13 protein-coding genes are annotated in these 20,961 nt (G+C 69.9%); 5 read left to right on the top strand and 8 right to left on the bottom strand.

The window, feature by feature from the left end:
• Window positions 1–106: 106 nt before the first annotated feature.
• A complete protein-coding gene (locus ACZYY4_RS02510; RefSeq protein WP_463807834.1) occupies window positions 107–2,044 on the top strand; it encodes a flavin-containing monooxygenase in 1,938 nt (645 codons plus the stop codon).
• Window positions 2,041–2,778 (top strand): SDR family NAD(P)-dependent oxidoreductase, encoded by a 738-nt coding sequence (locus tag ACZYY4_RS02505; protein WP_463807833.1) that lies wholly within the window; start codon window positions 2,041–2,043, stop codon window positions 2,776–2,778. The genes ACZYY4_RS02510 and ACZYY4_RS02505 overlap by 4 nt, the downstream gene beginning before the upstream one ends.
• Window positions 2,779–2,782: 4 nt before the next feature.
• Here the strand turns inward: ACZYY4_RS02505 and ACZYY4_RS02500 are convergent, their stop codons facing one another.
• From ACZYY4_RS02500 to glmS, 4 genes are all read right to left on the bottom strand, one after another.
• Complete coding sequence (locus ACZYY4_RS02500) at window positions 2,783–3,352, bottom strand: hypothetical protein (RefSeq protein ID WP_463807832.1); 570 nt, start codon at window positions 3,350–3,352, stop codon at window positions 2,783–2,785.
• Between the two features lie 86 nt (window positions 3,353–3,438).
• Window positions 3,439–4,251 carry a DUF4436 domain-containing protein gene (locus ACZYY4_RS02495; protein ID WP_463807831.1) on the bottom strand — a complete coding sequence of 271 codons (813 nt, stop codon included), beginning with the start codon at window positions 4,249–4,251 and terminating at the stop codon, window positions 3,439–3,441.
• A 212-nt stretch (window positions 4,252–4,463) separates the two neighbouring features.
• On the bottom strand, window positions 4,464–5,021 hold the full coding sequence (locus ACZYY4_RS02490; protein WP_463807830.1) for a hypothetical protein: 558 nt from the start codon (window positions 5,019–5,021) through the stop codon (window positions 4,464–4,466).
• A gap of 12 nt (window positions 5,022–5,033) precedes the next feature.
• Window positions 5,034–6,902 carry a glutamine--fructose-6-phosphate transaminase (isomerizing) gene (gene glmS / locus ACZYY4_RS02485; protein WP_463807829.1) on the bottom strand — a complete coding sequence of 623 codons (1,869 nt, stop codon included), beginning with the start codon at window positions 6,900–6,902 and terminating at the stop codon, window positions 5,034–5,036.
• Window positions 6,903–6,999: 97 nt separating this feature from the next.
• On the opposite strand from glmS, the gene ACZYY4_RS02480 reads away from it, so the two are divergent.
• Window positions 7,000–7,839, top strand: a complete 840-nt coding sequence (locus ACZYY4_RS02480; RefSeq protein ID WP_463807828.1) for a dienelactone hydrolase family protein — start codon at window positions 7,000–7,002, stop codon at window positions 7,837–7,839.
• A gap of 130 nt (window positions 7,840–7,969) precedes the next feature.
• On the opposite strand, the gene ACZYY4_RS02475 is transcribed toward ACZYY4_RS02480, so the two are convergent.
• The 4 genes from ACZYY4_RS02475 to gjpA (ACZYY4_RS02460) all read right to left on the bottom strand — a co-directional run bounded on the left by ACZYY4_RS02475 (window position 7,970) and on the right by gjpA (ACZYY4_RS02460) (window position 17,757).
• Entirely contained in the window at window positions 7,970–11,368 is a 3,399-nt protein-coding gene (locus ACZYY4_RS02475) for a PGRS repeat-containing protein (protein ID WP_463807827.1), read from the bottom strand.
• Window positions 11,369–11,485: 117 nt separating this feature from the next.
• Window positions 11,486–12,682, bottom strand: coding sequence for an outer membrane porin GjpA (gene gjpA, locus ACZYY4_RS02470; RefSeq protein WP_463807826.1), 1,197 nt, complete (start codon window positions 12,680–12,682; stop codon window positions 11,486–11,488).
• Window positions 12,683–13,136: 454 nt separating this feature from the next.
• Entirely contained in the window at window positions 13,137–16,559 is a 3,423-nt protein-coding gene (locus ACZYY4_RS02465; protein WP_463807824.1) for a PGRS repeat-containing protein, read from the bottom strand.
• A gap of 70 nt (window positions 16,560–16,629) precedes the next feature.
• Window positions 16,630–17,757, bottom strand: coding sequence for an outer membrane porin GjpA (gene gjpA / locus ACZYY4_RS02460; protein WP_463807823.1), 1,128 nt, complete (start codon window positions 17,755–17,757; stop codon window positions 16,630–16,632).
• Between the two features lie 278 nt (window positions 17,758–18,035).
• Between gjpA (ACZYY4_RS02460) and ACZYY4_RS02455 the strand changes: the two genes are divergently transcribed.
• Window positions 18,036–19,073 (top strand): LLM class F420-dependent oxidoreductase, encoded by a 1,038-nt coding sequence (locus tag ACZYY4_RS02455; RefSeq protein WP_463807822.1) that lies wholly within the window; start codon window positions 18,036–18,038, stop codon window positions 19,071–19,073.
• 54 nt (window positions 19,074–19,127) lie between these two features.
• Window positions 19,128–20,951, top strand: a complete 1,824-nt coding sequence (locus ACZYY4_RS02450; RefSeq protein WP_463807821.1) for a fatty acyl-AMP ligase — start codon at window positions 19,128–19,130, stop codon at window positions 20,949–20,951.
• Window positions 20,952–20,961 lie beyond the last annotated feature (10 nt).

The raw sequence follows: 20,961 nt of genomic DNA, 5'->3' as shown, positions 1-20,961 counted from the left end.
TACAGCCTTGCACAGCTGGCGATCCTTGATCGGCCACGATGGCTGGCGTATCGTCCGAACCAATTTCGCAACTCACCGTAGCGGATCGACTGAAAGGGCTGAGTTGGTGCGCAACCGCTACGCCGGGGAACCGTTCACCACGTCGACTGCCGACATCGCCGCCACCCTGGAGCAGGTCAGCATCCCCACCCTGCTGTTGTCATGCGTGCACATCACCGGCGACCCCCGCTTCATCCGGGAGTTCAAGCAGAACGGGATCTTCCTCAATGAGATCCAGGGCTTCATGTCCGAGGAGGACAAGGCCCGCGCCCGCACCGAAGCGCTTCAGGTGATCGTCGAGCACCGGGACCGGGGCTGCCCGCAACCCGCACCACTGCCCGCCGAGCTGATCAAAGAGATGATGGACTGGGCGGCCTGCGAGACGGTGCCGGATGACTACCTGGGCCTGCTCGCCGAGGAACTCGACCTCTCCGGCGCGGATCCGCGCCGGCCGGCACCACTGGATCCCGACCGCGCCGCGGAGCTGCCGACGGTGGTGATCGGCTGCGGCGAGTCGGGCGTGTTGGCCGGAATCCGGCTGGCGCAGGCCGGAATTCCCTTCACCATCGTCGAGAAGAACGCCGGGCCCGGCGGGACCTGGTGGGAGAACGACTATCCGGGCGCCCGGGTGGACGTCGCCAACCACTTCTACTGCTTCAGCTTCGAGCCCAACAACAACTGGGGGCACTACTTCGCCGAACAGCCCGAGCTGCAAGCGTATTTCACCGATCTGATTTCCAAACACGACTTGGACGAGCACATTCGGTGGGGCACCGAGGTCATCGAGGCGGCCTGGGACGACGACACCGGGACCTGGGCGCTGACCGTGCGTACCGGCGACGGCGTGCTGTCGGAACTGCGGGCACGTGCGGTGATCAGTGCGGTCGGTCAACTCAACCGGCCGCACCTGCCGGACCTCGACGGCGCGGAGGACTTCGCCGGGCCCTCGTTTCACTCCGCGGCCTGGGATCACAGCGTCGACCTGACCGGCAAGCGGGTGGCGCTGATCGGTGCCGGTGCCAGCGGATTTCAGATCGCGCCGGCGATCGCGGGAAAAGTGGAGCACCTCACGGTGTTTCAGCGCACCGCGCAGTGGATGTTCCCCAACCCGATGTATCACGATGCGGTCGACGACGGGGTGCGCTGGGCGCTGGAGCACCTGCCGTTCTACGGCCGCTGGTACCGGTTCCTGCTGCTGTGGCCCGGCGCCGACAAGGGCCTGGAGGCCGCCCGGGTCGACCCGGACTACCCCGATCAGGACTATGCCGTCAGCGAGATCAACGCCATGGCCCGGATGATGTTCACCGGCTGGATCACCGATCAACTCGGCGATGACCAGGAGTTGCTGGCCAAGGTGCTTCCGGACTATCCGGCCACCGGCAAGCGCACCCTGCAGGACAACGGGACCTGGCTCAAGACGCTGCAGCGCGACAACGTCGACCTCAACCGAACGCCGATCCGCATGCTCACGCCGCACGGGGTGCAGACCGAAGACGGTGTCCACCATGAGGTCGATGTGATCGTGTACGCGACCGGGTTTCGGCACACCGACGTGCTGTGGCCGATGCGCATCACCGGCCGCGACGGCGCCGATCTGCACGAGCTGTGGGGCAGCCGACCGTACGCGTACCTGGGCATCACTGTGCCCGGCTTTCCGAACTTCTTTCTGCTGTACGGCCCCGGTGCTCATCTGGCGCACGGCGGCAGCCTGATCTTCAACTCGGAGTTGGAGATGCGCTATATCGACGCCTGCCTGGCCAAGCTCGCCACGGAGCGGCTGAAATCGATCGAGCCGACCACGCAGGTGGCCGCCGAATGGCATCGCCGAACCCAGGAAGAGATCACCAAGATGGTATGGGCGCACCCGGCGGTCAAGCACTCCTACTTCAAGAACGCCGACGGTGAGATCCACACCGTGAGCCCGTGGCGGCTCGACGAGTACTGGTCGGCGGTGCGCGAACCGGACTGGTCGGCGTTCGCCATCAACAAGGGAGCGATCACGTGAGCGGAATCGTCATCACCGGTGCGGCGTCCGGGATCGGCCGGGCGTGCGCGCAGGCGCTGGTTGCCGACGGGCGCCGGGTTGCGTTGTGGGACATCGCCCCCGGGGTTCAGCAGGTGGCAGACGGTCTGGGAATGCCCGGCGCGATAGTCGATGTCTGCGACGACGCCGCACTGCCTGATGCGGTCGCGGCCGCGGCCGGTGCACTCGACGGCATCGACGGGCTGGTGCACGCGGCCGGGCGGGTGCTGCCCGAACCGGTCGGCGCCTATACCGGCGAATCCTGGGACGCGGTCATGGATGTCAACCTGCGTGCCCAGGCGATGCTGGTGCAACTGATGCTGCCGCATCTGGAGGCGGTCGCCCGGGCCGGCGGTGGCCCGGCGGTGGTCGGCATCTCCAGCATCGAGGGGCTGACCGCCAACCCGTTCATCCCGGCCTACTGCGCCTCCAAGGCCGGGCTGCTCGGGCTGACCCGGTCCATGGCGGCCCAGCTGGGCCCGGCCGGGATCCGGGTCAACGCGGTCTGCCCGGGTTTCATCGAAACCCCGATGCTGCAGATCGCCCTGGACGTCGAGGAGGTCGCGGCCGGCTTCGTGGCCGCGGCGCCGCTGGGGCGCATCGGGCAGCCCGCGGAGGTGGCCGAAGTGGTGGCGTTCCTGATGTCACCGCGGGCGTCGTTCGTCACCGGCACCCAGATCGTCGTCGACGGTGGGGTCACCGCCCGACATCCGTGACGGCTCAGAAGACTTGGCTCTGCGGTGCCGCGATGACGAAACCGTGGGCGACCACCGGGCCGGTGATCACATCGCCGGGTACCTGAGGTTCCTTGAGCACACATACCAGTTCGGTGGACGGCGGAACCCCGCAGACCATGGACTGGGTGGGTGAGAAGTCCCAGAACACGATCTTGTGGCCTACCGGAAGCTTTGCGGCCGGCGGGCTGTCGGCGACCAGAGTGTCCGGCGGGGCGGCCACGAAACGCGCCGGCGCACTCCCCTTCCCGTAGATCCCGGGAAGCTGCACGGAACCGGCGTCCGGCGGCGCCCCCGGAATGTCGCCCGTGCAGTTGACGTCATGAGTGATCTTCCCGTGCCACAACCTGCAGACCAGCCCCGAATCGGTGGCGAAGGCCAGATCGGGAGCCTTCTGCAGATCACTGACAGAACCGGGCAATGGTCCACTGTCGTCGATCAGGGAGTCCACATCGGGGAGCGCCGGTGCTGCAATGGCATTCGGCACCGGCATCAGCAGAGCTGCCGACGTGACCGCCACTGCCAGTATCCGCCGCGCCACCAGAAGCCTCCTCATCAACCGTCGATCCTTCAACCTACGAGCGGCACGCTCGCGGGTCAACGTCGCGCAACGACGACTTCGGCCCATCGGACGCGCACGCCTCAAACCGGCTCGGGTTTCAGATCGCGCCACCAGCAGTAGATGTACAGCAGCATCGACATCACCAGCGCGACGATCACCCACAGTGTGATCGTGACGTCGATCCAGGATCCGATCGGCGGAGCGTCAGGCAGCGCGTTTCGCAGCGGTACCACCGCGAAAAGCATTGCGGCATACCATGTCGTCATCGGCGGCTGGAATCTGCGCCAGCCCAGAAAAGTCAGGTTCGCGACAATGACAGCCACCGCGGCCAGGGCGATCAAGACGCCTACGATCACGGAGCCAAACGCCATCGTGCTCGGCGACCGGTGCAGTGTGATCCGGTACGGACCGCCGTCCTCGCGGTCGCTGACAATCTCATTCTTCCAACCGGCGATATGGTCGACAAACGTCACCGACATCCGTTCCGGCATTGTGGCATCCCCGCGGACCACATCGACGGTGATCGGCCCGGTCTGGTAGTGGTCGAACGGCCACTTCGCCGAATTGCCGGAGATGGTCAAGGGGACCGGGAACTCACCGGGCATCATGCCCTTCGTCCAGGTGCGCTTCGTCGGCGTGACCGCAGAGTGCACCGCGATGCCGAGATCCTGCGTGAGCCCGCGCCTGACCGGATCGAGCAGTGCGGGCCCCGGGTTGATACTGACCTTGCCGGTCAGTGTGCCCTTCACCGTCTGAAGATCCTCGATGTCGATGGTCACGGTCGTTCCATCGGCTGACGCCAGACCTTCGGTGAGGTGAAGCGGGCATCCACACCCCGCGCGCTCATACAGTACGACGGTGACGAGGTAGGACGCGACGAAGAAGACCGTCATGCCGAGCAGCAGAAGGACCCGGGGCCGCTTGAAGTGAACAGCAGGGCCACCGTTGGACAAGGCTGCGCTCCCTCACTCGGCCAGATTGATCGTCGACAACACCCGCTGCATCGTCTCATCGCCGCCGCGATTGCCGCTGAGTTTTCGACCCACGAGCGACACAATCGAGCCACTGCAATCAGATTGCGGCGCTGCCGAGAATCTGTGCCCCGTTAGAAGACTTGGCTCTGCGGTGCCGAGATGACGAATCCGTGGGTCACCGCCGGTCCGCCGCTCTTGGCGCCGTTCTCGTGCACGGCCTTGAGCACACAGGCCACCTCGGTACCCGGCGGAGCGCCGCAGACCAGCGACTCGGTGGGCGAGAAATCCCAGAACACGATCTTGTGGCCGGGCGCCAGCATGATCGACGGAACCCTCGCGGGATCGCCGAGCAGACCGGCCGGCGCGGTGGGCAGAAACTGTGCCAGTCCGTTGCCCTGCGCGTAGACGGTGCCGAGGCTCACGCTGCGGGTACCCGCCGGCGCCCCGGGGAAATTTCCCACACACGCCACACTGTGTGTCACTTTGCCGCGGCTCTTCCGGCAGGCCACCCCCGTCGGGGTGGTGAACGCCAGGTCCGGGATGCCGGTGAGGTCGGCTACCGCGCCGGGCAGCGGCCCGCTGTCGTCGAGGAGTGGATCGAGGTCGGGAACCTCATTGCCCGCAACGGCATTCGGCACCGACGAGAGCATTGCCAGCGCAGCGCAGACCACCGCAAACATTCGTCGCACAGAAAGCTCCCGCTACTCGACAGTGACCGACTTGGCCAGGTTGCGCGGCTTGTCGACGTCGTAGCCGCGGGCCTGCGCCACCCCGGCGGCGAACACCTGCAACGGGATCGTCGACAACAGCGGCTGGTAAAGCGTTGGCACGGCCGGGATTTCGATCAAATGATCGGCGTAGGGCCGCACCGTCTCGTCGCCCTCCTCGGCGATCACGATGGTGATCGCGCCGCGGGCCTGGATCTCGCGGATGTTGGAGAGCAGCTTGGAGTGCAGTATCGCCGCGTTCTTGGGCGAGGGCATCACCACGATCACCGGTAGGTCGTCCTCGATCAGCGCGATCGGGCCGTGCTTGAGCTCACCGGCGGCGAACCCCTCGGCGTGCATGTAAGCCAGCTCTTTGAGCTTCAAGGCGCCTTCCAGCGCCACCGGGTAGCCGACATGGCGGCCAAGAAAGAGCACAGCACTCGATTTCGCGAACCGCCGCGCCAGCTCGGCAACCGAGTCGATGCCGTCCAGCACGCGAGCCACCAGTTCGGGCATCGCCTCCAGTTGCCGGTACTCGCGCTCGACCTCGTCGGGGTACTTGGTGCCCCGGGCCTGTGCCAGCGCCAGACCGACCAGATAGTTCGCGGTGATCTGGGCCAGGAACGTCTTCGTCGACGCCACACCGATCTCCGGTCCGGCCCGGGTGTAGAGCACCGCGTCGCACTCGCGCGGGATCTGCGAGCCGTTGGTGTTGCAGACCGCCAGCACCTTGGCCTTCTGCTCCTTGGCGTGCCGGACGGCCTCCAGGGTGTCGGCGGTCTCGCCGGATTGGCTGATGGCCACCACCAGGGTGCTGCGGTCCAGTACCGGGTCGCGGTAGCGGAATTCGCTGGCCAGCTCGACCTCCACCGGCAGCCGCGTCCAGTGCTCGATCGCATACTTGGCCAGCAGGCCGGAGTGATAGGCGGTGCCGCAGGCCACCACGAACACCTTGTCGATCTCGCGTAGCTCCTGGTCGCTCAATCGCTGCTCGTCGAGCATGATGCGGCCGTCCTCGAAGTGCCCGAGCAGAGTCTCGGCCACCGCGGTGGGCTGCTCGGCGATCTCCTTGAGCATGAAGTACTCGTAGCCGCCTTTTTCGGCGGCGGACAGGTCCCAGTCGATGTGAAACCGGCGGGCCGTGCCGGTCATATCCTGCCCGGCGAAGTCGGTGATGCGGTAGCTGTCCGGGGTGATCACCACCGCCTGGTCCTGGCCCAGTTCGACAGCTTCGCGGGTGTAGGGGATGAACGCCGCGACATCCGAGCCGAGGAACATCTCGCCCTCACCGATGCCGACCACCAGCGGGGTGGACCGGCGCGCCGCCACGATGGTGCCGGGCTCGTCGGCGTGGGCGAACACCACCGTGAAGTGACCCTCCAACCGGCGCAGCACCGCCAACACCGAGGCCACAAAGTCCCCGGCGGTGTCGCCGTGGCGGTACTGGCGGGCCAACAGGTGGACGGTCACCTCGGTGTCGGTCTCGCTGGTGAACTCCGTCCCCTCGCGCTCCAGCTCGTCGCGCAGCGCAGCGAAGTTCTCGATGATGCCGTTGTGCACCACGGCGAACTTGGAGGCCGCGTCGCGGTGCGGGTGAGCGTTGCGGTCGGTGGGCCGGCCGTGGGTGGCCCAGCGGGTGTGGCCCAGCCCGGTGCCGCCGACCAAAAGGGCCGGATCGGTGTCTGCCAGTTCGGCTTCCAGGTTGGCCAGCCGGCCCGCGCGGCGGCGGATGGTGAGCTGGCCGACACCGTCGACGATCGCGATCCCGGCGGAGTCGTAGCCGCGGTATTCCATGCGCCGCAGTGCCTCGACGACGACCTCGCGCGCGGGCCGCTGCCCGACGTAGCCGACGATTCCGCACATAGCTGTTCAGGGTAGTGCAACGGCAGACGGCCCTGAGCAATCGCGCAGGTCAGCCAAGCCTTGATCGTCGCCGGCCGCAGTGCGTTAACGTCATCGGGTGGCCAGCATCAAGCGTCTCTACACCGCATTGACCCGACCCGGCCCGCACCGCGTCCTGCGGGGCGATCTGGCTTATGCGGGGCTGGCCGGTGTGGTGTACACCCCGGCGTCGGGGTACCGGCTTCCCGCGGTGGCGTTCGGCCACGACTGGCTGACCGGAGCCGACCGCTATGCAGGGTTGCTGGAGCATCTGGCGTCGTGGGGCATTGTGGCCGCGGCCCCCGATACCGGGCGCGGTCTGGCGCCGTCGGTGCTGGACTCTGCCGCCGACCTGGGCCGTGCCCTGGAGATCGCCACCGAGGTCCGGTTGGGCCCCGGCCGTATCAGCGTCGACCGCGACCGGCTCGCGGTGGCCGGCCACGGATTCGGCGGTTCGGCGGCGGTGTTCGCCGCCGCCGGGTTGTCGGTGAAACCGAAGGCGGTGGCGTCGATCTTCCCGACGGTCACCGCCCCGCCCGCCGAGCAGGCGGCGGCGACGCTGGATGTGCCCGGCGTGGTGTTCAGCAGCCCCGGCGACCCGAAAGCCCTGCGCTCCAACGCCATCGAGCTGGCGCATGCCTGGAGTTCGGCGACGCTGCGGGTGATCGACAAGACCTCGCCGGCCGGGCTGCCGCAGGGCCGCCGGCTGACCGGGTTTTTCGGGCTACCGACCTCGGATCGACGCACCCAGCGGCGGGTGCGGGCGCTTTTGACCGGATACCTGCTGGCACAGCTCGTCGGCGACAAGACCTATCGGGAGTTCGCCGACCCGCGGGTGCGCCTGCCGCGCACCGTAGCGCTCGACGCGCTGCCGGAGCCGGTGCGCCCGGAGGAGAAGATCGCCGCGCTGCTGAAATAACCGGTCACCGCGATTGGTCGCGCCCGGTGCTGATGGCCGGCCGCGGTTACTCATCGAAGTAGCCCCCCGAAACGACCGCGGTCGCCGAGTCCGAGTGGACCCGGCGACCGTGGTCGCTTTCTGCTGTCGGCTAGGCGCCTGGCAGGCCGTCGGTGCCCGGGGAGCCGGGGGCGCCGTTGGTGGCGCCGCCGGTCCCAGTGCCGCCCGCTCCGGCCGCCCCACCGGCACCGCCGGAACCACCGGGGCTGCTGCCGGCACCGGCACCGCCGTTACCGCCGTCCGCACCGTCACCGCCGTCACCGCCGGTGTTGCCACTGCCCTGGGCGCCACCGCCCTTACCGCCGGCACCACCAGCACCGCCGGAACCGCCTGCCTGGTCGGCGCCATTACTGCCGGCGGTGCCGCTGGTGCTGGTACCGCCCGCCGCGCCGAGGCCGCCGTTGCCGCCGTTGCCGCCGACGCCGCCGTTGCCTCCGTCGAAACCGTCGCCGGTGGCGTTGGTGCCGCCGGTACCGCCGGCGCCGCCGGTGCCACCCGTACCGGCAAGACCGCCGGCGCCGCCGGCGCCGCCGGTGCCGCCCGCCGAGGTGCCCCCGGCTCCGCCCTTGCCGCCGTTGCCGCCGTCGCCGGCCGCACTGCCGTTACCACCGGCCGCGTTCGGGTTGTTGGCGCCGGCCGCCCCGCTACCGCCGGACCCGCCGTTACCGCCGGCCCCGCCACTACCGCCGCTGCCGTCGGCCCCGACGGTTCCGGCGGGTCCGCTGGTGCTCGTACCAGCTGCGCCGCCGATTCCGGCCTTGCCGCCGATCCCGCCGTTACCGGCGTTGCCGCCGTCCATGCCCGTGCCGCCGGCCCCGCCGTTTCCGCCGTTTCCGGCGGCCCCGCCGGTGCCGCCGACTCCGCCGCTCCCGGCGGTTCCGGTGCCCGAGGTGCCGCCGGCCCCGCCGTTGCCGGCGCTGCCGCCGTTGCCGCCGTCAGTGCCGTTGCCGCCGGCGGCGGTCGTCGAGTCGGCGCCGTCGGTGCCGTTGGTTCCGGCTCCGCCGTTGCCGCCTGCACCACCCGTGCCGCCGTCACCGTCGAGTCCGATGGTTCCGGCGGCGCCTGCGGTGCCGCTGGTGCTCGCGCCGCCCGCGCCGGCTGCCCCGCCGTCGCCACCGGCGGCGCCTGCACCGCCGTTACCGCCGGCCAGGCCGTTGCCAGTTGCGTCGGTGCCGCCGTTGCCGCCGGCCCCACCTGCTCCACCGGTGCCGCCGACTCCGCCGTTACCGCCCTGGCCGCCATCACCGGTGGTCGCGGTACCACCGGCACCGCCCTTGCCTCCCGCACTGCCGGCCGAGCCGTCGGCGCCGTTACCACCGGCCGCTCCGGCGAGGCTGGTGCCGGCCTTTCCGGCCGCTCCGGCCGTGCCGGCGCCACCGTTGCCACCGTTACCGCCGTCGGCCGTTCCGGTAGCGGCGCCGCCGTTACCGCCCTGGCCGCCACCGGCACCACCGTCACCGCCGTTACCGGCGTGACCGTCACCGGCCGCAATACCGAGCGGGTTGCCGGCCGCCGCGACGGCGCCACTGCTCGCGCCGCCGTCGCCACCGGTACCGGCAGTGCCGCCCGGCTCACCAGCATTGCCGCCCGTACCGCCGTTACCGCCGATGACCGTGCCGCTGCCGCCGGCACCGCCGTTACCGCCGCTACCGCCGTCCGTCGTGCCGCCGGTGAGTCCGGCTCCGCCGGCACCGGCCAAGCCGCCGGCACCGCCGTTACCGCCCACGCTGACACCGGTGGCCGCGCCGTTACCGCCGGCACCGCCGGCACCGCCGTTACCACCGTTAGTACCCAGGAGGCCGGACCCGCCGCCGCCGTAGCCACCGGCACCGCCGTTGCCGCCCTGGCTGTAGACACCGGTGCCGTTGTTCCAGCCGGTGGCGTTGCCGCCGGCACCACCGTTACCGCCGTCGGCGGCCGTGTACTGCCCGGCACCACCGCGGCCGCCGTCGCCGCCGGCGAAGGTACCGGTACCCCCGGCACCACCGATACCGCCCATGCCGCCGGGGCCCTTGCTTCCGAACCCGCCGCCACCGCCGTAGCCGCCCGCTCCACCGGTGGTCTGCACAGTGGCATCGTTGGTGGCACCCGCACCGCCGGCACCACCGGCACCACCGTTGCCGGCTGCCCCGGAGCCGTTCCCGCCACCGCCTTGACCGCCCTGACCGCCGGCCCCGCCGGTGCCCGGACCAGTCGCGGAACCGGTGGCGGCACCACCGGCACCGCCGGCACCGCCGTTACCCCCGGTGTCAGTCCCGAAGCCGGCACCGCCGCTACCGCCGCCACCGCCGGCGCCGCCGTTGATGCCCGCACCGCCGATAGCACCGGCACCGCCGTCGGCTCCAGCGCCGGCCTTCGCCCCGTAGGTCTGGCCACCGCCTTGACCGCCGGCACCGCCCCTGCCGCCGTCGCCGAGGAAGGCCCCGCTGCCGTCCTTGGCCGCGTCGCCGCCGGCGCCACCGGCACCGCCGGCCGAACTGGCACCGAGCTGGCCGGCCCCGCCGAGGGAGCCGGTGAACTTCTCACCGCCGAAACCGCCCGCGGCGCCGGCGCCACCGGAGCCGCCGATCCCGCCGTCGACGTGGGTGGCGTCACCGGCCGCGGCCGCGCCGCCGTTGCCGGCAGTGCCTGCCGCGCCGCCGTTGCCGCCGGCACCGAAGGTGTACCCGCTGCGGCCGCCGTCACCGCCCGCACCGGCCGCGCCGCCCCCGGCGCCATTGCCGCTGCCGGCATTGGCGAAGGTGCCGGCCGCGCCATTAGCGCCGTCGCCGCCGACACCGCCATTACCGCCGGTGCCGAAGAACCAGGCCACCGCGGCACCGCCGTCACCACCGGCACCGCCGGCGAAGCCGGCCGTGATCGCGTTGCCGCCCGCGCCGCCGTCACCGCCGAGGCCCATGAACCAGCCACCCGCGCCGCCGTCACCGCCGGCCGCGCCGGCGCCGCCGACACCGCCGTCACCGCCGTTACCGATCCAGCCGAGGGCGCTGCCGCCGTCACCGCCGCCGACACCGGCCGCATCGCTGCTCCAGCCGGCGCCGCCGTCGCCGAACCACAAGCCGCCATCGCCGCCGTCGGGATCAAGCGCCGTTCCATCGGCGCCGTCACCGATCAGATACAGCCCGGAGAAGTCGTTGATGGCGCCGTTGACCATCTCACCCAACGGGTTGTTGATCCACAATTCGAGCATCGAGTGGATCGGGGCGTAGAAGAAGTTGTTGATCAGGTCGGTGCCGAAGTCCGCCGCAGACCCGGGGTCCATGCTGAAATCCGCCGGCAGGGCGTCCGGCTGTTGGAACATGTCGGAGAACCAATCGAAGCTGAACAGATCTTCGACGTCGGCCTGCGCCGAGGGCGCGGTTGCCAACGGGGCCATGCCGAACGCCAGGAACGCGGCGACCGCGCTGCCGGCGCCAGCCGCCCGGTTACGGCGCCGTGCGCCGGTCCCGGGCTGAGTGCCACGCTGGCTGCTGGTGTGACGACGATTCATTTTCGAACACCTCTCCTGTGAACAGTCCTGTCGAGCGGTTGTGACTTCTCAGTTCGGGTCATGCGACGTTCGGGTCGTGCAACGTTCGGGTGATGCGACGTTCTGGCTGTGCTTGGCTTAAAGGTCCAGGCCCAAGGCGTCCGCGATGGACGACCAATCGAACAAGCTGCCCGCTTCCGCCACTCCGCTGCCGCCGCCGTCATCGAGGAAGTCGGTGGGGATGATGGGGAAGGAGAACCCGGCCAGCGGCGGTTCCACCCCTGGCGGGGGGCCGGCGCTCTTGCCGTCCCAGTTCCAGGCTTGGCCGCCCATCAAACCGGCCATGGCCTGCTCCCAGCCCATGAAGGCGCCGATCGGGCCGACCCCGTGGCTGTCAACGGTCAGCGTGAGCGGCACCCCCAGAAAACCCGACGCGTCGACAGAAAGGCCGACACTGTTGAAGATCGAACCGCCCACCGCCGGGATTTCGGAAACCACGTTTCCGGAGGAGTCGTAGACCGTGTACGCGGCATTGGACACCACGCCGGGGGTGAGCAGCCCGCCCAGTGCGAAATCCAGATGCGAGATGGTGCCCGGCGGCACCACACCGTCGAGCATCGGTAGCACGAAGTCGAGGTTGAGGGTGGCGCCGTTGAAGAAGGCGCCGCTCATGTTGGCCAGAATCTCGTTCAGGCCGTCGCCGTCGTTGATGCTGTTCATCATCGCGACCAGGGGGCTCAGCCCCGGCCCGAGCATCCCCATGATCATGCCGCTCATCGGCGACGAGATGAAGTTGATGAGTGGCAATATCGCGTCGGCATCGGTACCGGCAGGCAAGAAGGCCGGCAACAGTTGGGGCAGGATGGTGAACATCAGGGCGTGGCCGACGTTGAAGGTGGTGAGATCGACACCACCACTGAGAGTGTGCAGGACTGACGTCACCGTGGTGGGGTCGTCCGCGGCGACATTGAGCAGGGAGTAGCCATCCGTCACCGCGCGCAGCTGCTCCTGCATCTCGTTGACCACATCGGGGATCTTCGACGGGTCGGTGAGGATCTCCTGGATCCAGGCCTGGGAATTCGCAATGAGCTGCTGCAACGCCACGCTGGGAGCGACGTAGAAGTTGTTGGCGAGCACCGTGGCGTTCTCGGCCGCGATGTTGTACTGGTCGATCCACGGCGCCATCGCATCGCCCAGGGTGCTGGTGAGCGCGATGTCGCGCCCGACATGGACATCGGGCATCGGCGCGATTGCCGGGGTGGCGGCAATCAGGCCGCTGCCGACGATCGCAATGCCGGCGGTGACGTAGGGGCGAAGGGTTTGCTGCACAACCATCTCCTTTTGTAAGGTGCCGCCCTCGGCAAGCGCTTTAAGGGGCTGCGACGCTGCCGTGTTGTTCCTGAAATCACGCTTACTTACTGATGTGATTCAAAACACTAGCCGTGAGAAAGCTAAGACACAAGCATCTTCGTCAAATATTTCTCCGACATCGGCAGAGGTCACCGCGCGACGAGCGTCGTTACTTGAATAGCAACCCTATATGCAACATAAGATTCCGACGGAAACCTGTACACCTGAGCGGACCAAAAGCACACCTATACCGAAATTTTCAATCGATATGAATCAGCTGATGACGCGCTGCGCCAAGCAGCATTCGAGGGCCCCGCCGGTGTTGGCGGGGCCCGAATTCGGTGCCGGGTGTGTCGGCCCGGATCTCCGCACGACCCCGGAAACGACGCGGTCGCCGGGTCCCTGTCGGGGACCCGGCGACCGTGTCGAGAAGGTGTAACTAGCTGCCGGGGGTGCCGGCGGTGCCGTCGGCGCCCGCGGTGCCGGAGGCGCCGTCGGGGGTGCCGGTACCGCCTGCGCCGAGCGCGCCGCCGGTGCCGAGCGCGCCACCGGCGCCGCCGTTGCCCGGGGTGCCGGTGCCGGCCGGGTTGCCGCCGTCGCCACCGTCACCGCCGTTACCGCCGCCACCGCCGTTGGCCCCGGCGCCACCATGCCCCTGGGAGCCACTGGTGCTCGAACCGCCGCTACCACCGGTGCCCGCACTGCCGCCGGTGCCACCGGCACCACCGTCGCCGCCGTCCAGACCGTTGCCGTTCGGAGCGGAACCGGCGCTGCCGTCACCACCGTCACCGCCGTTCCCGGCGTGGCCGCCGGCTCCGGCCGCGCCGCCTGCGCCACCGGTGTTGGCGTTGGAGCCGCCGCCGGCCCCGCCGTTGCCACCGTGACCGCCGGCCCCGCCGGTGCCACCGTCGGCGCCCGGGTTCGTGGGCACGCTGGCACCGTCGGTGCCGTTGCCGCCCGTTCCGCCCGCGCCGCCCGCACCACCCGCACCACCGAGAAGGTCGGTGCCGGTAGTGCCGTCGGTGCCGCTGGTGCTGGCACCACCCGCGCCGCCGGTGCCGCTGTGCCCGCCGGCGCCGCCGTTACCGCCATTACCGCCGGCCAGGCCGTTGCCGCCTGTGTCGACGCCGCCGTTACCGCCGGCACCGCCGCTGCCGGCCTTGCCACCGAAGCCGCCGGTACCACCAGCGCCACCGTTGCCGGTGCCCGAGGTGCCGCCGGTGCCGCCGTTGCCGCCCTGACCGGCGGCGCCGCCGTCGGCGCCGTTGCCGCCGGCCGCAGTGGTCGAGCTGGCGCCCGCGGCGCCATTGCCGCCGGCGCCGCCCTGACCACCGGTGCCGCCGCCGCCGCCGTCGCCGTCAGTGGCGGCGGTACCGTCGCCGGCCCCGCCGTGCCCGGCCGAGCCGGCAGCGCCGCCGGCCCCGCCGATCCCGCCGTTACCGCCCAGGCCGCCGGCCAGACCGGCACCGGTGGTGGGGTCGACGCCGCCGTCGCCACCCGCTCCGCCCGTACCGCCGCCGCCGCCGCGCCCGCCGGCGCCGGCGTTGCCGCCGGTCCCGTTCTCCGAGGTGCCGCCGTTGCCACCCACGCCGCCGGTGGCGCCGTTGGTGCCGGTGCCGCCGGCGCCGCCCGGCGTGGTGCCGATAGCGCCGAGCGGAGTGTTGGTGGTCGCGCCTTCAGCGCCGACCGCGCCCGCGCCGCCGATACCACCGGTGCCGCCGTTACCGCCGTTGATGTCGCCGGCAGCGTTGCCGCCGTTGCCGCCGTTTCCACCGACGGCGCTGTTACCGCTGCTGACGCCGCCACGCCCGCCGCCGCCGCCGTTACCGGCGTGGCTGGGCCCGAAGTTGGCGGGATTGCCGACGGTGGTTTGCACACCGCCGCTGTCGCCACCGTTGCCTCCGGTCCCGCCGACGCCGGCGGCCCCCTGCTCGCCATTGCCGCCGTTGCCGCCGGTTCCGCCGTTGCCGCCGGAGGCGGTGCCGTCACCGCCGTCGCCGGCCGCGCCGCCGGTGCCGGCGGCCTGGTCGCCGTAACCGGCTCCGCCGACACCCCCGTTGCCGCCGTTGCCGCCGACGCTGACCACGCCGGCCCCGGTGGCACCCGCGCCGCCGTCACCGCCGGCCCCACCGTTGCCGCCGACCCCGGACACGCCGACCAGCAAGCCCGAGACCGAACCGCCGCTTCCGCCGGCACCGCCGTTGCCGCCCTGGCTGTAGATGGTGCCGTCGCCGGCTTCCCAGCCGGTGCTGGTGCCGCCGAGGGCACCGTTGCCGCCGTTCCCGCCGACACCGCCCGTGATGGTGCTGCCGCCGGAACCGCCGTAGCCGCCGACACCGCCACGGAAGGTGCCGGTGCCGCCGACGGTGCCGTCGCCACCGTTACCACCGGTCATGCCGTCGCCACCGGCACCGCCGGAACCGCCGCTACCGCCGAAGGTCTGGATGGTGGCGTCGTCGGTGGCGCCGTTGCCGGCCGCGCCGGCGTTGCCGCCGTTGCCGCCGGTGCCGGTCTCGCTGGAGCCGCCCTTGCCGCCGCCGCCGCCGGCACCGCCGGCACCGACCGCGCCGACCGCGCCGGTGGCGTCACCACCGGCACCGGCGTTCCCGCCGGTGCCGCCGGTGTTGGCGCCGAGCGAAGCACCGCCGAAGCCGCCCTGGCCACCGGCGCCGCCGTTGATGCCTTCGGCGCCGTTACCGCCGTTGCCGCCGTTGCCGCCGACGTTGCCGTTGCCGCCGGCACCGCCGACGCCGCCCCTGCCGCCGTTACCGAGGAAGTTGCCGGCGGTGTCCTTGAAGGCCTCACCGCCGTTGCCGCCGGAACCGCCGTCGCCGCCGTCACCAGCCTGGCCGGCCTGCCCGTTGAGCGCGGAGTTGTAGAAGTTGGAGCCGCGGGCACCGGCCGCGCCACCCGCACCGCCCTTGGCCGCGCTGGTCCCGCCGGAGCCGCCGTTGCCGCCGTCGTGGTGGTCGGCGGTGCCGGCCGCGCCGTCGCCGCTGCCGCCGGCGGTCCCGCCGGCACCGCCACTGCCGCCGTTGCCGAACAGGTAGCCGGACACTCCGCCCGCGCCGCCGGCCCCACCGGAGCCACCGACCCCACCGTTGCCGTTGCCGTTATTCGCGAAGGTACCGGCCGCGCCGTCGGAACCCTGGCCGCCGGCGCCGCCGGCGCCGCCGTTGCCGAACATCCAGGCCATCGCCGCGCCACCGTCACCACCGGCGCCGCCGATCAGTCCGGCGCCGTTGGCCGCGAGACCGGTGGCGTCGCCACCGGCACCGCCGTCGCCGCCGTTGCCCATCCAGACACCACCGATACCGCCGTCACCACCGGCCGCGCCCGCGCCACCGGCACCGCCGTCGCCGCCGTCACCGAAGCCGATCGCGTTGCCGCCGTTACCGCCGATCACCCCGGCCACATCACTGGACCAGCCGTCGCCGCCGTCGCCGAACCACAGCCCGCCGTTGCCGCCGTTAACGTCGGCCGCCGTACCGTCGGCGCCGTCGCCGATCAGGTATTGCCCGGCCATGGTGTTGATGGCGCCGTTGACCATCTCGCCGAACGGGTTGTTGATCCACGCCTCGGACAGCATGTGCAGCGGGCTGTAGAACAGCTGGTCGAACAGCGTGACCATGTTGAAGTCGCCGAACACAGCAGACATGTCACCGAGGTCAAAGCCCTCGGCCGGCCCGGAGACGTCGACGTCGGCGGTCGGGGCCAGCCAATCGAAACTGAAAAGGTCCTCGAAGTCGGCGTGAGCGGCCGGGGCCGGCGCCAGCGGGGTCATGCCGAACGCCAGAAACGCCGCGACGGCGCTGCCGGTGCCGATCATCCGGTTACGCGATGTGGCCTTACCTTGACTCATGTGCGAATACCTCTCGTGTGAAAGTCGGGTTGGGATAGCAGTTTTCGGGGTGATCTACGTCTTCCGGGGCCTACAGGTCCAGCCCGCCCAGCAGATCGGCGAACCAGTCCGTGGCCACGCCTGCGCCAACCCCGCCGTCATCGAGGTCGGTGATCAACGGCAGATCAGTGCCGGCCAGTGGCGGGGTGACAGGCACCGCCCCCTTGCCGTCCCAGCCCGAACCCAGCAGCGCACCGACGGTCTGCCCCCAAGCCTCCATCGCCCCCATCGGGCCGATCGGGTTGCTGGCGATGCTGATGGTTCCCAGAATCGGAACTCCGGTGAGGTCGATGCCGACGCTGTTGAGGATCGACCCGCCCACCGCGGGCGTGTCGGCCACGACGTCACCGTTGGCGCCGAGCACCTGGTACGGGTCGATGGCCACATGCCCGGCGCTGAGCAACCCGCCGAACGCGATGTCCAGGTGGTTGATCCCCAGGCCGGCCGGCAGCAGACCACCGGCGACCTCGTTGATCATCGGCAGCAGGGGGTCCAGGTTGAGGGTGGCGCCGTTGAGAGAGGCCCCGAACATATTGGCCAGCGTGTCGCCGAAGCTGTCGTGGTCGGTGATGCTGTTGAGCAGCGCGACCATCGGGGCGATCATCGGCCCCACCGAGCCCATGATCATCCCGCTCAGCGGTGAGGCCAGGAAATGGATGATCGGGATGAGATCCGCCGGAAACAACCCGGCTGCGATCGACGCCAGCGGGCCGGCGAACAGGTCGTACCAGCCGAACGTGCCGTTGGCCAAATCGCCGGCGGCCAGGGTGTGGCTGAGCACGGTGTTGAGGGTTTCCTCGGTGGGGTTGCTCAGCGTGAACCCGGTCAGCAGCCCGTCGAGGTTGTGGCGGATCTGCTCGGTGACGGCAGTGATGTTCGTCGGGTCATCCATCAACTGCTGGGCGTAATCGTTCTGATTGGCGATGAACTGCTGGAACGCGATGCCCGGCGCCAGGTAGTAGTTGTTGAGCATCTGGGTCATGTTCTGCTGCGCGGTGTTGAACACCTCGTCCCACGCACTTGTTGCAGTCAGCGCCACATCACGCACGGTGCTGATGCCGGGCGCCGGCGTGGCCACCGGGATGGCGGCGATCAGGCTTGCGCCCACGATCGCGACACCGGCGGTGACGTAGGGACGAAGGATTTGCTGCACAGTCATCTCCTTTTGTGGGGGTACCGCCGGTCAGCGCCGCGAGGGGCCGCGACACCGCCGTATTGCGTCTGGGTTCACATTTGTTCACTGACGTGAAACACGACACTACCGATGAGTAACCTAAGTATCAAGCAAGACTGACCACTTTTTTTTCGGCATTTTCGGAGCACACGCTCATGTAATGCTCCATTCTCCCAAGCCGGACATAGTTAAACACTGAGATCGACTGGGAGTCTTGTTTCCGGTATGGTGCACTACCCTGAGCGTCCTGGTATGCCTAAGGGATGCGAATCGGTGTACAGCTGGCGTATTCAGGTGGCTTCAAGGAGGCGGCCGAACAGGTCGTCGAGCTGGAACGGGCCGGCATCGATGTGGTCGCCGTCGCCGAGGCGTACTCATTCGACGCCGTCAGCCAGCTGGGCTATCTGGCGGCCAAGACGTCGCGCGTGGAACTCGTCTCCGGGGTCGTGCCGATCTACACCCGCACCCCTGCCCTGCTGGCGATGACGGCCGCCGGCCTGGACTTCGTCTCCGACGGCCGGTTCCGGTTGGGCATCGGCACCTCCGGGCCGCAGGTGGTGGAGGGTTTCCACGGCGTGCCGTTCGACGCTCCGCTGGGGCGCACCCGCGAGGTGGTGGAGATCTGCCGGGCGGTGTGGCGCCGCGAACGGGTGAGCTATGACGGCAAGCATTATCAGCTGCCGTTGCCGGGTGGCACCGGGCTGGGAAAGCCGCTGCAGTTGATCAATCACCCTGTGCGCGAACGGATTCCGATCTCCATTGCCGCGCTGGGCCCGAAGAACGTCGAACTGACCGCCGAGATCGCCGACGGCTGGCAGCCGGTGTTCTACTACCCGGAACACGCCGCAGAGGTGTGGGGTGAAGCGCTGAAAGCCGGTGCGGCCAAACGTGATCCGGCGCTGGGACCGCTTGACGTCATGGCGGGCGCGTCGCTGGCCATCGGCGATGATGTCGAGGACCGGCTGGCCTGGGCGAAACCGCAACTGGCGCTGTACATCGGTGGCATGGGCGCCAAGGGCCGTAACTTCTACCACAACCTGGCCACCCGGTACGGCTTCGGCGAGGTGGCCGACCGCATCCAAGAGCTTTATCTGTCCGGACGCAAAGCCGAGGCGATCGACGCCGTCCCCGATGAGTTGGTGCGGCACACCTCGTTGATCGGGCCGCGCGGATTCGTCGCCGAACGGATCGCCGCGCTCGCCGAGGCGGGCGTGACGACTCTGCTGGCCGGTCCGCTGACGGGCGACCCGGGCGAGGCGCTGCGCTACATCGAGGAACTGCGCGGGTTGACGCCGGCCTGACCGGCGGTAGGGGCCGAGTGTGGTCCAGGACACCCCTCGGGCCAAGATGGTGCCATGGATTTCACGCCCACAGTGACGACACCCATCGCAGAAACCCTGGTCGACCTGCTGCGACGGCAGGCCGAGCGGCTCGGCGACAAGGTGGCGTTCAGCTTCTCCTACAACGGCGACGACGAGGGTCGCAGTGAGCTGAGCTTCCGCGAGTTGGACCGCCGCGCCCGGGCGATCGCGGCGAACCTGCAGCGCCACGACGTCGCCGGGGAGCGGGTGCTGGTGCTGGTGCGCCCGGGTCTGGACTTCATCGCCGGGTTCTTCGGCTGCCTCTACGCCGGCGCCGTAGCGGTGCCGGTCCACCAGAAGTTGGCCCCGCGACTGGGGGTGGTCGTCCCCGACGCGCAGGCCCGCTTCGCGCTCACCGCCTCCGAGACCCAACAGGCCACCCGGACCGCGGTCGCCGGGATCCCCGGGGAACCCGAGCATTGGTTCTTCACCAACGCCGGCGACGACCCCGACGCCTGGGTGACCCCCGACATCGACACCAACTCCCCGGCCGCCATCCAGTACACCTCGGGCTCGACCCGCTCCCCCAAGGGAGTGCTGCTGAGCCACGGCAACGTGCTGCACAACTGCGACGCCATCCGTCAGGCGTGGAACGGCGACGAGAACTCCAAGGGCGTCTTCTGGCTGCCACCGCACCATGACTTGGGCCTTATCGGCGGGATCCTGTCCATGGTCTACATCGGGGCCAGCACGGCGCTAATGTCACCGACGGCCTTCATCAAACGCCCGATGCGCTGGCTGGAATTGGTGTCCCGGCATCGCGGTGTCATCACCGCCGCACCGAACTTCGCCTACGACCGGTGCGTGGAAACCAGTACGCCGGAAGAGCGTGCGGCACTGGATCTTTCCTGCATGACCGTCGCCATGAACGGCGCCGAGGCGGTGCGCGCCACATCGTTGGCGGCGTTCGCCGATGCCTTCGCGCCGGCGGGCTTCCGGATTTCTTCGTGTTATCCGGTTTACGGGCTGGCCGAAGCCACCCTGTGTGTGTCGGCTGGCTGCGCCACCGGGATACCGGGGGTGCGCTATCTCGATCGTGTCGCGCTGGCGCAGGACCGCGTCGTCGACATCGCACCCGAAGATCCCGCCGCCGCGACGTTCGTGGGTTGCGGTCAGCCGCGCGAATCCGATGTCGCCATCGTCGATCCGGTGACCCACCAGCCCTGCGGGGCCGACGAGGTCGGCGAGATCTGGGTCGCCGGGCCCAATGTCGCCCTGGGCTATTGGCGACGTCCCGAAGAGACGGCGGCGACGTTCGGGGCGGTGCTGGCCGAGCCGGGCGACCCGAACCGCGGACCGTTCCTGCGGACAGGTGATTATGGATTCCTGTGCGCCGGCGAACTTTTCGTCACCGGACGCTGCAAAGACCTGGTCGTCGTCGACGGACACCGCTACTACCCCAACGACATCGAGTTCACCGTGCAGTGCTGCGACCCGGTGCTGGTCGCCGGCCGGGGCGCGGTGTTCGCCACCGACGCGCCACCGGGAGGCGTCGAACAGCTGGTCGTCGTTCACGAAGTGGACAGCGCCAAAGCCGGCGAGGCCGACCTGGACGACGTCATCGACAAGATCCGGACCGCGGTCGCAACGCACCACGGAATCGCGGCCGACGCCGTGGTTCTGGTGTACCACGTGTCGATGCCCACCACCTCCAGCGGCAAGATCCAGCGCGGCCAGACCAAGCAGCAGTTCATCGACGGCAAGCTGGCGGTGGTCGCCGAGTGGCGTACCCCGACCGAGGAGATGTCGCTGGAGCAGCTGGAGGCGGCGGCCCGGATCGTCTCGACGCTGCAGTCCTGGGGAACCCGGCAGGGATAAGGCGTGGTTG

This window comes from Mycobacterium sp. IDUB_21, from assembly GCF_055419425.1.
The sequence above is the reverse complement of the archived record's forward strand: the minus strand, read 5'-3'. Positions and strand labels throughout refer to the sequence as shown.